Raw genomic sequence first — 14,966 nt, forward strand, 5'->3', positions numbered from 1 at the left:
CCACCCCCAACACGCCACAGCGCCCGACCCGGCCGAAGCCGGGTCGGGCGCTGTGCGACAGGTCGGAGGGCATGTCCCCCGACTCTCACCCGTAGGCCCTGTGGGACTCGAACCCACAACCAATGGATTAAAAGTCCACTGCTCTGCCAATTGAGCTAAGGGCCCAGGCGATGTTGCCTCCCCGAGCATAGCCGGACGTGGCCGTGTCTCCGATCGGGTATCGGGGACACGGCCGCGTCGGGGGAACGGAACGGGGCGGTAGGTCAGGGATCGACCGGTTCGGGCGCGTTCGCGCGGGCGGCCACGCGGGCCTTGGTGCGCGCGTGCTCGGGGTTCAGGAACCAGTGCCGGGCCGAGGCCGCCCACCAGATCCAGGCGAAGCCGAGGACGACCAGCACGGCGACCGGGGCGTAGTTGAAGGTCTCCCAGGTGACCGGGGAGACCTGCGGGAGCATGAACAGGACCGTGATGACGGCCACCCACGCCACCGAGACCACGCCGATCGCGCGCGACCAGCGGCCCAGGTGCCACGGCCCCCGGTCGAAGGCGTCGCCCTTGCGCAGCCTCAGCAGGGTCGGGATGACGTAGGCGATGTAGAGGCCGATCACGGCGACGGACGTCACGGCCGCGTAGGCCGTGTAGTTGATCAGGTACGGCAGGCCCAGCAGCAGCGCCCCGCCCGCCGCCAGCCACACCGCCGCCACCGGGGTCCGGGTGCGCGGGCTCACCGTGTGCCACACGTGGGAGAACGGGAGGGCCCCGTCGCGGGAGAAGGCGTAGATCATGCGGCTGTTGGCGGTCACCGAGGCCATCCCGCAGAAGAGTTGGGCGCCGATCACGACCAGCAGCAGGAGCTTGCCCGCCGTCGCGCCCAGGGCATCCAGGAGGATCTGGGCCGGCGGCGCGCCGGTCGGGGACTTCAGGGCGCCGTCGTAGGACTGGATCGCGAACGTGAAGCCGAGGAGCAGCACGAAGCCCGCTATCCAGGACGTCCAGATCGACTGGACGATGCCCTTCGGCCCGGCCGTCGACGCGTCGTGGGTCTCCTCGGTCATGTGGGCGGAGGCGTCGTAGCCGGTGAAGGTGTACTGGGCCATCAGGAGGCCGATGAGGACGACGTAGACACCGCTGCCCCAGCCCGTGTTGTTCACGAACTCGCCGAAGACGAAGGACGCCGACTGGTGCTTGTCGGGGGCGAAGGTCAGCGCGCCGACGATCACCGCCACGCCGATCACGTGCCACCACACGCTCACGCTGTTCAGCAGCGCGACGATCCGCACGCCGAAGGTGTTGAGCAGACCGTGCAGGATCAGGATCGCGGCGAACAGCAGGATCGTGCGGCCCGGGGTCACCTCGAAGTCGAACTGGAGGTTCAGATAGGCGCCGAGGAAGGACGCGGCGCCGAAGTCGATGCCCGCCGTCACCGCGACCTGGCCGAGCACGTTGAACCAGCCCGTGAACCACGCCCACGCGGCCGCGGTCCGGGGCGGGGCCAGCCGGTGGGCCCAGAAGTACAGGCCCGCGGAGGTCGGGTACGCCGAGCAGATCTCGGCCATCGACAGGCCGACGAACAGCGTCATCAGACCTACGGCCACCCAGCCCCAGGTGATCACGGCCGGGCCGCCCGTGTTCATGCCGAAGAGGTAGAGGGTCAGGCAGCCCGACAGGACCGAGATGATCGTGAAGGAGACCGCGTAGTTGGAGAACGCCGACATGCGGCGGGCCAGGACCTGCGTGTAGCCGAGCTGGGCAAGCCGTTCCTCGTCGGAGAGGCCCGAGTCGGAAGGGCCCTTCTGCCCGCTCACTATGGCGTCATCTGTCATGCCCCCAGCGATTCCCACACCGGGGGCGTGACACACGTCACAACTTGGCCGAGAAGTGCCCCTCTAGAAGAGGCCCTTGTAGCCCTGCCAGCCGCTCGCGATCTTCGTACGCGCCCCGAACGACCCCTTGCCGGTGCCGTTGTTGCGCCAGACGTTGCCCGCGCTGTCCCGGGAGACCAGGTCGGCCCTGCCGTCCCCGGTGATGTCACCGACGCCGACGATCACGTTGTACGAGCCGCCCCACGCCGTGAACAACTTCGTCCGCGCCGAGAACGTCCCGTTGGCCTTGCCGTAGTACCGGTAGAGGTTGTTCGACTTGTCCTGCGCGAGCAGATCCCCGATGCCGTCGCCGTTGAGGTCCCCGGTACCCACGACCTTCTTGTACGTCTTCCAGTTGTCGTAGAGCTTCACGCGCGCGGAGAGCTTGCCGGCGCTGGTGCCCTTGTAGAGATAGACCGTGCCGGTCGAAGCACCCCGCGCGATCAGGTCGGGACGGCCGTCCCCTGTCACGTCACCGGGGTAGGTCAGCACGTCGTACTGGTTCCAGCCCGAACTGCCGAGCGTCGTGTACGGCGTTGACGTCTTGAACTCGGCGCTGCAACCCGGCTTGTACAGGCGCAGGGCACCACTGGCCGACCGCATCAGGATGTCGTTGCAGCGGTCGCCGCTCAGGTCGCCGAAGGGAAGCGGCTTGACCGTGGTCGCCCAGCCCCTGCTGGGAATGTCCCCGATGAACGTTCCCTTGCCCGTGCCCTGGTGGAAGTGCAGCGTGCCCGAGGAACTCTGGGTGAGCAGGTCGCCGATGGCGTCGCTGCCGCCGACGTGGTGGTGGCGGGCCGGGAGTCCGTCGATCAGCCCGACCGTGCCGGTCGACGACAGCGCGGCTCCGACGCCGTCCGCCGGGGTGACCGACAGCGTCCAGTCGTAGGGGCCGTCGGTCAGGACCTTCCCGTTGGAGTCGGTCCCGGGCCAGCCGACGTTCAGCCCGCCGCGCGCGGCGCCGCCGTCCCGCGTGTACACGACCTTGCCGGTCGCCTTGTCACGCACGGTCAGGCGCGAACTCGCCGTCGGCTTCGACAGCAGCAGAGAGACCAGGGTGTCCGGCGTCGTGTCGATCTCGTGCGCGGTGACGGACGCCGCCTTCGTGACCGGTGCCAGCAGTCTCAGCGGCTGCTGCGCCACCCCCGACGGCACGAGGTGCACCTGCTCCTGATCGTCCACATAGGCGGCGTTCGCGCCCGCCGCGTCGACCGTCCAGCGCACGTTCCGCTGCGAGACCCCGGTGTCGGGCAGGTCGCCGATCACCCGGCTCTCGGACGTCCCGCCGGCCACTCTCGTCAGTGTCAGCTTCCCGGCCTGCTTGTCGTGCGTGACGACGAAGCCGTCCCCGAGCTCGGCCTCACCCGCCGGGACGGGGACCGACTTCCCGGCCGTACGGTCGTAGACGCCGGCCTTGCCGTCGCAGGTCCAGTAGAGGTAGCGGCCGAGCGCCTGGAGGTCGGTGGGGGTGCAGCCGGCGTCGGTCGTCAGCGTCTCGGTGGTCTTCTTCGCCGTCAGGTCGTACGCCGTGACGGTGCCGGGGGTCGTACCGGCCGTCCAGAGCACGTCGCCGGAGAGAGCGGCGGCGCCGGGGGCGCGGGTGACGGCAGCGGTGCCGCTGTTGCCGATCTTCAGCACGGACTGCTGGGTCGCGGTCGTGTGGATCAGGTACTGGCCGGACACATCCGTGATCCGTCCGCCCGCGGGGACGCTCCGATACCAGGAGTCGTACTGGCCGGGCCCCTCGGCCTGGAGACGGTCCGAGGTGGCCGAGTCCTTCATCAGCCACACCGCTCGGTCGTCGGCCGTGCCGAACACCCGGCAACCGCCCTCCTGCGACGGGCAGTCGAAGAGCATCATCGAGGTCCCGTCGTACGAGGAGCGCCCCCCGTACCTGGGCGTGCCCGTCGCGGCGACCGTCCGGACGTAGGTGTCCCGCTCCCCGCCCCAGCTCTCGTCGGCGACCAGCAACCGCCCCTGCTCCAGGGCGAGCCCCTGAATCCGGTACGGCGGTTTCGGCAGCGCCTTGACCATGCTCACCACGGGCCTGCCGTCCTCACCGGCATGGATGCGCTGGAGCCCCCAGTCGTCGGCACCGGTACGGCCCACGGCGACGGCGTCCCCGTTCGCCGAGGCGGAGACACCGGCGTTCGAGGCGGCGAGCAGGGTGATCGGGGCGCCGCCCGCGATCGGTACGGCGGTCACCTTGGTGCCGCCGGCCGGGCGGTGGACGAGCCAATCACCCACCACCGAGAGCTCGTCGGCGGGGCTCCCGCCGTCGGCACCGTCCAGCGTCACCTCGACCGGCGGTGCCGAGAGGTCGGCACGGGAGTAGACGTACGCCTTCGAGGCGGTGTCGCCCGCGTAGTGAACCAGGTGGTCGGGCGACAGAACGGTGGAATTGCCGCCGGACAGCGCCGGGGTCCAGCTCAGGACCTGGCCGGTCTCCGGGTCGACGATCACCGACCGGATGCTGCCGTCGAGCGACGCGCGGAAGACGATGCCGGAGGCGTCGCCGCGCAGCGGCGCACCGACCTGCATGCCCGGGGGCAGGCCGGAGATCGTCAGGTCCCGGGTGCTTGCGTCAGGTCCCGGGCTCAGCAGATGCAGGACCCGGGTACTGATCCCGCCCTCACCGGTGACGTTCTCGATCGCAACGACCGTACGGCCGTACACACCGCCGAACACACCGTCGTACGCCGTGGGGATCCGGAGCGTGCCGGTCGTGCCGTCGGCGGCGTCGAACAGCTCGACGCGCCCGTCCTGGTAACGGCGCGCCAGGACGTCGCCGCCCGTGCCGTTGTCGACCGCCAGGCCGCTGCCGGCCGCCGGTACATCGACGGTCGTACCGTCCGCGTACCGCGTCCACACCAGCCCCGAGTGACCCTCCAAGCGGTGGAAGACACCCTGGCCGCCCGCTCCTTCGCCCCCGTAGGCGGTCTCCGCGTACGAGACGGAGGCAGTGGTGTACGAGCTCCGGAACGCCGCCGGCACCACCGTCTCCTGCGCGGTGTCCGCGACGGCGGACGACGGCAGCAGCGGGCTCAGTCCGGCCGCCAGTACGGCAGAGGCGGCGATGAGGCGTAGACGTACGGCGGCATGACGAGCCAAGGAAGACCCTCCCCGAAGAAGGAGACGGACGGCCCACCGCCGTGCGGTGTCCCTGGCCCCCCGGCCATCACATCCGTCTCACAAGTGGGCTGATCTTACCTTCTCTTCATCTTCCCGGAGAGCGCTTTCTGACGGGCTGTACGACAAACGCCGTGGCCCCCCGTCAGATACGACGGGGGGCCACGGCGTTCACTGCCCGAGAGGGTCAGCCGTTGCGCTTCCAGCGCGGCTTGTCGTCACGGCGGCCGAAGGAGGAGCCGGCCGGGCGGTCGTCACGACGGCCGTGCGGGCGGTCGTGGCCGCCGGAGCGGAAACCTCCGCCGGTGGGACGGTCGCCCTGGCGGTCACGGTTGAAGGGGCGGTCGCTGCCCCGGTGGGTGGACGGACGCTCGTCACGACGGTCGCGGTTGAAGCCACCCGACGGGCGGTCGTCACGACGGAAGCCACCCGAGGGACGCTCGTCACGACGGTCACGGTTGAAACCGCCGGTGGGACGGTCGCCCTGGCGGTCGCGGTTGAAGCCACCCGAGGGACGCTCGTCACGACGGTCACGGTTGAAGCCACCGGTGGGGCGGTCGCCCTGGCGGTCGCGGTTGAAGCCACCGCTGGGACGCTCGTCACGGCGTTCGAAGGAACGGCCACCCCGGTCGTCCCGACGGTCGTCACGACGGAACCCGCCACGCTCGCCGTCACGGCGGTCGCGGTTGAAGCCGCCACGGTCGTCACGACGCTCGAAGGAACGGCCACCCCGGTCGTCCCGACGGTCGTCACGACGCTCGTAGTTGCCCCGCTCGTCGCGGCGCTGACGCGGCTGCTCGTACGCGGGACGCTCGGCGGCCTGCTCGGCGACCACGGCCTCAGCCGCCTCCACCGCCTCGGCCACGGCGGCCTGCGCCTCGGCGACCGCCGTCTCCGGGTCCTCACCGCGCTCGCGGGCGGCGCGGGCGACCAGGCGGTCGGCCTCCTCGCGCAGCTCGGTCGCGCGGCGCTGCGCCCGCTCCAGCTCCTTGGTGAGGTGGGCGACCTCACGCTCGGCCTGCTGAGCCGCGTTGGCCGCGGACTCGGACTGGACCTCGGTCATCGAACGGGCGCCGGTGATCTCGGCGACCTCGGGCTCGAAGGCCGTACCGGAGTTGATGATGTGACGCCCGGCGTCGACGCCCGCGTCCTCCATCAGCCGGAAGATCTGGCGGCGCTGATGCGGCAGGGACAGCGATACGACCGTGCCGGTGCGGCCCGCGCGAGCGGTACGCCCTGCGCGGTGCAGGTAGTCCTTGTGGTCACCGGCGGGATCGACGTTCAGGACGAGGTCGATGCCGTCGACGTGGATACCGCGGGCGGCGACGTCGGTCGCGACGAGCGCGTTGACGTAGCCCTTCTTGAAGTCCTCCAGGACGCGGGTGCGGGCACCCTGCGTCATGCCGCCGTGCAGCGCGTCGGCCTTCACACCGGAGTCGCACAGCTGCTCGGCGATACGGTCGGCGCCCAGCTGGGTGCGGACGAAGATGATCGTGCGGCCCTTGCGGGAGGCGATCGCGGCCGTGACCGGCGCCTTGTCCTTGGGCTTCACGATGAGGATGTGGTGGGACATCGTCGTGACGTTGCCCTGGGCGCTGTCGACCTCGTGCGTGACCGGGTTGCTCAGGTAGCGCTTGACCAGCGTGGAGATCTCGTTCTCCATCGTGGCCGAGAACAGCATGCGCTGGCCGCCGCCCGGGATCTGGTCGAGCAGCTCGGTGACCTCGGGCAGGAAGCCCAGGTCGGACATCTGGTCGGCCTCGTCGAGGACGGCGACCTCGACGTTCGCCAGGGAGCAGGCACCGCGGTTGATGAGGTCGCGCAGCCGGCCCGGGGTGGCGACGAGGACGTCGACACCGCGCTCCAGGGCGTACATCTGGTTGCTCATCGACGTACCGCCGCAGACGACCTTCATCTTGAGGCCGAGGACGTCGCCGTAGGGCTGGAGGGCGTCCGCGACCTGCATCGCGAGCTCACGGGTCGGCGTGAGGATGATGCCGCGGGGCTTCTTCTTGTCGGTGTGGCCGCCGGACAGCTTCGTCAGCAGCGGCAGACCGAAGGAGAGGGTCTTGCCGGAGCCGGTGCGGCCACGGCCGAGGATGTCCTTGCCGGCCAGGGCGTCCGGGATGGTCGCGGCCTGGATCGGGAAGGGGGAGGTCACGCCGTTCTGGGCGAGCTTGCGCACGACGCCCTCGGGGAGGCCGAGGTCCGAGAAGGTGACCTCGACGGCGTCCTCGGTGCCCTCGTTCTCGGGCACGACGACGTGATCAGTACTGGAAATGGACATGCGTATGCGAAACCTTCCGGAGTCTCGTCGGCACGCGCCCGTCAACTCCGTGATTCGCAATACGACCGCCTCTATGCGGTCAGCCACGGCAAGGGAGAGAACGCGCCACACGGCGCTCTTCTGCTTTGGCGCCGGGCAAATGATCAAACGATCTATAACCATACGCACCCGTCGCCCCCGAAGGCAAACCGATGCCCTCGTATGTATCCGAGGTCACTCGCGGCACTTCGCCGTCGCCCCAGCGGTCGTCACACCGGCGACCCGGCGGTGGGCGCGGGCTCCCGCTGGCTCAGCTGCGGCCCCGTCTCCGGCTGCGCCGACGAGGACGGCTCGGCGGGCGGCGGCGACGGCGTGGGCGACGCGGGCGGCTCGCTCGGCGCCGGCGGCTCCGGGTCGGGCGTACGGGTGGGCTCCGGGTCGGTCTTCGTCGCCGAGGGCACCGGCCGCACCGAACTCCCCGGCTTCACCCCGGCCGAGGCCGACGCGCCCGGTCCCGCCGAAGCGGACGCCGACGGCGAGGCCGATCCCTTGCCGTCCTTCCCCTTGCCGTGCTTCGCGTGCTTGCCGTCCGAGCCCGTCCCGCCGAGCCCCACGGAACCGCCCGAGGCCGCGGACCCCCCGTCCGGCGCCTCCCCGCCCCGCTCACCGGCGGAGTGCGACGGCTTCGCGCCGCCGCCTCCCTCGTCCCCGCCCACGCTCATGCAGCCCGCGGCGGCGGCGACGGCCATGACCGTGGCGGCCAGTCGGACGGGTACGTACAAGGGGCGCACGAGCAGCCACCTCCGAGGGCGGTCGTCAAAGAGTCAACCTGCCCAACTCCCGCCGCCCACAAGAGGACACGCGGCCCGTTCGAAACGGCGTCAGCCGTACCCGAGCGCATGTAGCCGCGCGTCGTCGATCCCGAAGTGATGGGCGATCTCGTGGACGACCGTCACCTCGGTCTCCGCGACGACGTCCTCCCGCGTCTCGCACATCCTGAGCGTCGGCCCCCGGTAGATCGTGATGCGGTCCGGCAGCACCCCGGCGTACCACTCGCCCCGGTCGGTCAGCGGCGTGCCCTCGTACAGCCCGAGCAGCTCGGGATCGTCCGCCGGCGGTTCGTCCTCGACGAACACCGCGACGTTGTCCATCAGCCGCGTCAACTCCGGCGGAATCCGGTCCAGCGCCTCGGCGACCAGTTCCTCGAACTCCTCGCGCGTCATCTCCAGCACAAGCCCATTCTCCGGTACGACCCCGCCGTACGAGAGTCATGAGCACGCCCGCATATCCGCGGGCGGACCTGGGCATAGGGGACCAATGGCCCGCGTCCCCGCCGCAGTCCTGAACGTCCGGAGCATCCTGAACACCCTACGAAGGCCCCCGCGAGCCCTCGCCCGCCAGTACGGCAGGCGACGCTCCCACCCGTCCGTCGAGCTCGTCCACCAGCCGCACCCCTGGGCCCGCGCCCTCGGCCTGGTGGCCGTCGTCCTTCTGGGTGCCTGGCTCGGACTGCTGATCGTCGGCAACGTCCGGGTCCCGGTCGGCCCCATGAACACGACGATGACGCTGCGCCCGTCCCTGTCCGGCGGCACGAAGATCAACGTCTCCCCGCTCGGCGCGCTCCAACTGGACAGCCACCAGGCCCCGGTCCGCCTCGACGTCAACGTCGACCAGCTGGACCCGGAACGCTCCCAGGCCCTCGTCGACCACCCCGAGCGCCTCTCCGGCCTCCAGGACGAGGTCGCCACGGACGTCGAGCACGGCACCCTCGACCTCGCCCTGCGCTCCTGCGTCGCCGTGGTGGCGGGCGCCACGGCACTCGGCCTCGCGGTCTACCGCCGCCCCCGCCGGGCCCTCGCGGCCGGCGGACTCGCCTTCACCCTCCTGGCGGCCTGCGGCGGCACGGCGTACGCCACCTGGAACCCGGAATCGGTCCTGGAGCCGAAGTTCTCGGGGCTGCTCTCCTCCGCCCCCTCCCTGGTCGGCAACGCGCGCAGCATCGTCACCGAGTTCGACGTCTACCAGAAGGAGCTGGCCCGCCTGGTGACGAACGTGACGAAGCTCTACGACGTCACCTCCACGCTCCCCGCCTACCAGCCGGACCCCACCACCATCCGGGTCCTGCACGTCTCCGACATCCATCTGAACCCGGCGAGCTGGAAGATCATCGCCTCGCTGGTGGAGCAGTACAAGGTCGACGTGATCGTGGACTCCGGCGACACCATGGACCACGGCACGGCCGCGGAGAACGGCTTCCTCGACCCGATCCCCGACCTCGGGGCGCCGTACGTCTGGGTCCGCGGCAACCACGACTCCCTGACCACCCAGCGCTACCTGGAGGGCCTCAAGGGCGTCCAGGTCCTCGACAACGGCAAGGCGCAGACGATCGCCGGGCTGCGGTTCGCGGGCATGGGCGACCCCCAGTTCACCCCCGACCGCTCGACGAACCCGGGGGCCGACGAGTCACAGGAGGCGGCCGGCGACCGCCTGGCCGCGGCCCTGCGCGAGCAGCGCGCCGCGGGCACCCCGGTCGACCTCGCGATCGCCCACGAACCCTCGGCGGCGCGCGAGGTCGACGGCGAGGTCCCGATGATCCTGTCCGGCCACCTCCACCACCAGGAGATGGAGGTCATGAAGAAGGGCACGCGGCTGCGGGTCGAGGGCTCCACCGGCGGCAGCGGGCTACGGGCCGTCGAGGGCAAGTACCCCGACCCCATCGAGGCCTCGATCCTCTACATGGACCGCGACACCCGCCGCCTTCAGGCCTGGGACGAGATCAAACTCGGCGGTCTCGGCCTCACGACGGCGGAGGTCAGCCGCCACCTCCCCGAGGACAACCAGCCGGGGGCGACGCCCTCCCCCACGGGTTCACTCACGGGCTCGTCCACGGCCTCGCCCACAGGGAGCCCCTAAACCGTTTTGGCGATACCTCCCGGCATCCCATATGCTTCTCACGTCCCCGACGCGCTGAGAAGCGCCCAGGCGGGCCGATAGCCCTCATCGTCTAGCGGCCTAGGACGCCGCCCTTTCAAGGCGGTAGCACGGGTTCGAATCCCGTTGGGGGCACGTAACACCGTGTGCGACACTATTCGTGCACAACGCTTGGTCCTGTGGAGCAGTTTGGAGTGCTCGCCACCCTGTCAAGGTGGAGGCCGCGGGTTCAAATCCCGTCAGGACCGCTGAGGTTTCCCCGGAAGCCTCGCGGCTGGGTAGCTCAGTTGGTACGAGCGACCGCCTGAAAAGCGGTAGGTCGCCGGTTCGACCCCGGCCCCAGCCACAGCACAGACCCCGATCTCCGGATCGGGGTCTTGTTGTATGTGAACGTGCAGGCGAACCACCGGGGACAAAACCGTTCGCCAGTAATTTCCCGGGGATGAGATCCTGGATCGCGTATGTCTACGCACCCTGCCCCCGCCCCCGGCACCCCCGCCTTCGGGGATCTCGCCGCCCGCCTGACCGAGCTGTCCCTGCGTGACGCGCACCGGCTCGGGCGCAGGCTCGAAGGCGCGCGCAAGATCCGCAAGCCGGAGGCGCGAGCCTCCGTGCTGACCGAGATCGAGGCGGAGGTCGGCAAGGGCGCGGAGCGTGTGCGTGCGCGCCGAGCCCGCGTGCCCGCCGTGTCGTATCCCGAGCAGCTGCCGGTCAGCCAGAAGAAGGACGACATCGCGGCCGCCATCCGCGATCACCAGGTCGTGATCGTGGCCGGTGAGACCGGCTCCGGCAAGACCACCCAGATCCCGAAGATCTGCCTGGAGCTCGGCCGGGGCGTCAAGGGCATGATCGGGCACACCCAGCCCCGCCGGATCGCCGCCCGTACCGTCGCCGAGCGGGTCGCCGAGGAGCTGGACACCCCGCTCGGCGAGGCCGTCGGCTGGAAGGTGCGCTTCACCGACCAGGTGAACCAGGACGCGACCTTCGTGAAGCTGATGACGGACGGCATCCTGCTCGCCGAGATCCAGACCGACCGCGAGCTGCGCGCCTACGACACGATCATCATCGACGAGGCCCACGAGCGATCCCTCAACATCGACTTCCTGCTCGGGTACCTGGCCCAGCTGCTGCCGAAGCGCCCCGACCTCAAGGTCGTCATCACCTCGGCCACCATCGACCCCGAGCGGTTCTCCCGGCACTTCGGGGACGCCCCGATCGTCGAGGTCAGCGGCCGGACGTACCCGGTGGAGGTCCGTTACCGCCCGCTGCTCGAAGAGGACGCTGACGACTCCGACCGCGATCAGATCACCGCCATCTGTGACGCGGTCGAGGAGCTCCAGGGCGAGGGCAAGGGCGACATCCTCGTCTTCCTCTCCGGTGAGCGGGAGATCCGCGACACCGCCGACGCCCTCGTGAAGAAGAACTACCGCTTCACGGAGGTCCTGCCCCTGTACGCCCGGCTCTCGCACGCCGAGCAGCACCGTGTGTTCCAGCCGCACACCGGGCGCAGGATCGTTCTGGCGACCAACGTCGCCGAGACCTCCCTCACCGTCCCGGGCATCAAGTACGTCATCGACCCCGGCTTCGCCCGCATCTCCCGCTACAGCCACCGCACCAAGGTCCAGCGGCTGCCCATCGAGCCCGTCTCGCAGGCCAGCGCCAACCAGCGCAAGGGCCGCTGCGGCCGTACCTCCGACGGCATCTGCATCCGGCTGTACAGCGAGGAGGACTTCGAGGCCCGCCCCGAGTTCACGGACGCGGAGATCCTCCGCACCAACCTCGCCTCCGTCATCCTGCAGATGACCGCGGCCGGCCTCGGCGACATCGAGAAGTTCCCCTTCATCGACCCGCCGGACCACCGCAACATCCGCGACGGCGTCCAACTCCTCCAGGAACTGGGCGCGTTGGACCCGGCGCAGAAGGACGTACGCAAGCGGCTCACGGACACCGGCCGCAAGCTCGCCCAGCTGCCCGTCGACCCGCGCCTCGCCCGCATGGTCCTGGAGGCCGACAAGAACGGCTGCGCCCGCGAGGTCATGGTCATAGCCGCCGCGCTGTCCATCCAGGACCCGCGCGAGCGCCCGGCCGACAAGCAGACCCAGGCCGACCAGCAGCACGCCCGCTTCAAGGACGAGACCAGCGACTTCCTCGCCTACCTGAACCTGTGGCGCTATGTCCGCGAGCAGCAGAAGGAGCGCGGCTCGTCGTCCTTCCGCCGGATGTGCAAGCAGGAGTACCTGAACTTCCTGCGCATTCGCGAATGGCAGGACATCTACACCCAACTGCGCACGGTCGCCAAGCAGATGGGGATCCATCTCAACGAGGAGGACGCGGCCGACCAGAGCGTCCACGTCTCCCTCCTCGCCGGTCTGCTCTCGCACATCGGCATGAAGGACGTGAAGGACGGCAACAAGAACGAGTATCTGGGCGCCCGCAGCGCCAAGTTCGCGCTCTTCCCGGGCTCCGCGCTCTTCAAGAAGCAGCCGCGTTTCGTCATGTCGGCGGAGCTGGTGGAGACCTCACGCCTCTGGGCCCGCGTCAACGCCAAGATCGAGCCCGAGTGGGTCGAGCCACTGGCCGAACACCTGCTGAAGCGGACGTACTCCGAACCGCACTGGGAGAAGGACCAGGCCGCGGTGATGGCGTACGAGAAGGTCACGCTGTACGGCGTGCCGATCGTCGCCCAGCGGAAGGTGAACTACGGCCGTATCGACCCGGAGGCCTCCCGCGAGCTTTTCATCCGCAACGCCCTGGTCGAGGGCGACTGGCGCACCCACCACAAGTTCTTCGCCGACAACCGCCGACTCCTCAGCGAGGTCGAGGAGTTGGAGCACCGGGCGCGGCGCCGGGACATCGTGGTCGACGACGACACGCTCTTCGACTTCTACGACCAGCGGGTGCCCGAACACGTCGTGTCCGGGGCGCACTTCGACTCGTGGTGGAAGCGGAAGCGGCAGGAGCAGCCGGAGTTCCTGGACTTCGAGCGGGAGATGCTCATCCGGGAGTCGGCGGAGGCGGTCACCAAGGCCGACTACCCCGACTCGTGGCGGCAGGGGCCCCTGAAGTTCAGGGTGACGTACCAGTTCGAGCCGGGCGCGGACGCGGACGGTGTGACGGTCCACATCCCGCTCCAGGTCCTGAACCAGGTGAAGGACGAGGGGTTCGACTGGCAGATCCCGGGCCTGCGGGAGGAGTTGGTGACGGAGCTGATCCGTTCCCTCCCCAAGCCGATCCGCCGCAACTACGTCCCGGCACCGAACTTCGCCCAGCGGTTCCTCGCCACGGCCGTCCCCCTCCAGGAACCCCTGACGGTCACGATGGCCCGCGAACTCAAGCGCATGGTCGGCGTGCCCTTCGACGCGGAGGACTTCGACCAGTCGAGGATCCCGGAGCATCTGCGGATCACCTTCCGGATCGTCGACGAACGGCGTCGCAAGCTCGCCGAGGACAAGGACCTGGAGTCCCTGCGCCTGCAGCTGAAGCCGAAGGCACGCCAGGCCCTCTCGCAGGCCGCGGCGGCCACGGCGGAGCGCCAGGGCGGGGAGTCCCTGGAGCGCAAGGGCCTGACCGACTGGACGATCGGCACGCTCACGCGTGTCTTCGAGACCCGTCGGGCCGGGCAGCCGGTGAAGGCGTACCCGGCCCTGGTCGACGACGGCGACACGGTCTCCGTCCGTCTCTTCGACACGGAGGCCGAGCAGGCCGAGGCGATGTGGAAGGGCACGCGGCGGCTGATCGTGCGCAACATCCCGGTGAGCCCGGCGAAGTTCGCCTCCGAGAAGCTGACGAACCCCCAGAAGCTCGCCCTGTCGGCGAACCCGCACGGCTCGATCCAGGCGCTGTTCGAGGACTGCGCGACGGCGGCCGCGGACAAGCTGATCGGGGACTTCGGGGGGCCGGCCTGGGACGAGGAGTCGTACCGGAAGCTGTACGACAAGGTACGCGCCGAGATCGTCGACACCACGGTCCGTACGGTCGGGCAGGTGCAGCAGGTGCTCGCCGCCTGGCAGGCCTGTGAGCGGCGCCTGAAGGCCGTACGCAGCCCGGCGCTGCTGGCGAACCTGGCGGACGTGCGCAAGCAGTTGGACGCGCTCGTGAAGCCCGGCTTCGTCACGGAGACGGGCTTGCGCCGCCTGCCCGACCTGATGCGCTACCTGGTCGCGGCGGACCGCCGGCTCCAGCAGATGGCGACGAACGTCCAGCGGGACACGACCCGTATGGAGAAGGTCCACGAGATGCAGGACGAGTACGCCTGGCTGCTGGAGCAGCTCCCCCAGGGCCGGCCCGTGCCCCAGCAGGTCCTGGACGTCCGCTGGATGATCGAGGAGCTCAGGGTGAGCTATTTCGCCCACGCGCTCGGCACGGCGTACCCCATTTCCGACAAGCGGATCGTGAAGGCGATCGACACCCTGGCTCCGTGACGACGCCCGCACGGAGGGTGAGTTCGACCAGGACCCGCCAGCTCCTGTACAGTCCTTCTCGCAGCGCAACGCACCAGTAAGCGCCGCGAAACCTGGTCCTGTGGAGCAGTTTGGAGTGCTCGCCACCCTGTCAAGGTGGAGGCCGCGGGTTCAAATCCCGTCAGGACCGCAGCAGAAGCGAGGCCCGCATCCCGGCAACGGGGGCGGGCCTTCTTCACGCCCGGAGGCCGCACCCGCGGCGGAGCCGCAATCAGACACAGCAAATCCCGTCAGGACCGCAGCAGAAGCGAGGCCCGCATCCCGGCAACGGGGGCGGGCCTTCTTCACGCCCGGAGGCCGCACCCGCGGCGGAGCCGC

The 14,966-nt window shown here is 69.9% G+C and carries 7 protein-coding genes and 5 tRNA genes; 6 read left to right on the forward strand and 6 right to left on the reverse strand.

Features of this window, described 5'->3' with window-relative positions; translation table 11 throughout:
* Positions 1-92 precede the first annotated feature (92 nt).
* The 6 genes from ABZT02_RS38105 to ABZT02_RS38130 all read right to left on the reverse strand — a co-directional run bounded on the left by ABZT02_RS38105 (position 93) and on the right by ABZT02_RS38130 (position 8,489).
* Positions 93-165 (reverse strand) — tRNA-Lys (locus ABZT02_RS38105).
* A 98-nt stretch (positions 166-263) separates the two neighbouring features.
* On the reverse strand, positions 264-1,823 hold the full coding sequence (locus ABZT02_RS38110) for an amino acid permease (protein ID WP_356026202.1): 1,560 nt from the start codon (positions 1,821-1,823) through the stop codon (positions 264-266).
* Between the two features lie 63 nt (positions 1,824-1,886).
* The gene (locus ABZT02_RS38115) at positions 1,887-4,973 is read right to left on the reverse strand and encodes an FG-GAP-like repeat-containing protein (protein WP_356026204.1); all 3,087 of its coding nucleotides are present in this window, start codon (positions 4,971-4,973) and stop codon (positions 1,887-1,889) included.
* 205 nt (positions 4,974-5,178) lie between these two features.
* Positions 5,179-7,278 (reverse strand): DEAD/DEAH box helicase, encoded by a 2,100-nt coding sequence (locus tag ABZT02_RS38120; RefSeq protein WP_356026206.1) that lies wholly within the window; start codon positions 7,276-7,278, stop codon positions 5,179-5,181.
* Positions 7,279-7,526: 248 nt separating this feature from the next.
* Positions 7,527-8,048 (reverse strand): hypothetical protein, encoded by a 522-nt coding sequence (locus ABZT02_RS38125; RefSeq protein WP_356026209.1) that lies wholly within the window; start codon positions 8,046-8,048, stop codon positions 7,527-7,529.
* 90 nt (positions 8,049-8,138) lie between these two features.
* Positions 8,139-8,489 carry a metallopeptidase family protein gene (locus ABZT02_RS38130; protein WP_059249887.1) on the reverse strand — a complete coding sequence of 117 codons (351 nt, stop codon included), beginning with the start codon at positions 8,487-8,489 and terminating at the stop codon, positions 8,139-8,141.
* 85 nt (positions 8,490-8,574) lie between these two features.
* Here ABZT02_RS38130 and ABZT02_RS38135 point away from each other — a divergent pair, with 85 nt between their 5' ends.
* From ABZT02_RS38135 to ABZT02_RS38160, 6 genes are all read left to right on the forward strand, one after another.
* On the forward strand, positions 8,575-10,170 hold the full coding sequence (locus ABZT02_RS38135; RefSeq protein WP_356026213.1) for a metallophosphoesterase: 1,596 nt from the start codon (positions 8,575-8,577) through the stop codon (positions 10,168-10,170).
* Positions 10,171-10,250: 80 nt separating this feature from the next.
* Positions 10,251-10,323: transfer RNA gene (locus tag ABZT02_RS38140), tRNA-Glu, on the forward strand.
* A gap of 38 nt (positions 10,324-10,361) precedes the next feature.
* Positions 10,362-10,436, forward strand: a tRNA-Asp gene (locus ABZT02_RS38145).
* Between the two features lie 24 nt (positions 10,437-10,460).
* Positions 10,461-10,534, forward strand: a tRNA-Phe gene (locus tag ABZT02_RS38150).
* Positions 10,535-10,649: 115 nt separating this feature from the next.
* Entirely contained in the window at positions 10,650-14,609 is a 3,960-nt protein-coding gene (hrpA, locus tag ABZT02_RS38155) for an ATP-dependent RNA helicase HrpA (protein WP_356026216.1), read from the forward strand.
* A gap of 94 nt (positions 14,610-14,703) precedes the next feature.
* Positions 14,704-14,778, forward strand: a tRNA-Asp gene (locus ABZT02_RS38160).
* The last annotated feature ends 188 nt before the right edge of the window (positions 14,779-14,966 follow it).

The sequence above is a fragment of the Streptomyces sp. NPDC005402 genome (assembly GCF_040606575.1).
Taxonomy (GTDB): Bacteria; Actinomycetota; Actinomycetes; order Streptomycetales; family Streptomycetaceae; genus Streptomyces.

Coding starts and splice junctions, on each gene's coding strand:
- ABZT02_RS38135 (WP_356026213.1), top strand. CDS start 8,575: ATGGCCCGCGTCCCCGCCGCAGTCCTGAACGTCCGGAGCATCCTGAAC.
- ABZT02_RS38110 (WP_356026202.1), bottom strand. CDS start 1,823: ATGACAGATGACGCCATAGTGAGCGGGCAGAAGGGCCCTTCCGACTCG.
- hrpA (WP_356026216.1), top strand. CDS start 10,650: ATGTCTACGCACCCTGCCCCCGCCCCCGGCACCCCCGCCTTCGGGGAT.
- ABZT02_RS38120 (WP_356026206.1), bottom strand. CDS start 7,278: ATGTCCATTTCCAGTACTGATCACGTCGTCGTGCCCGAGAACGAGGGC.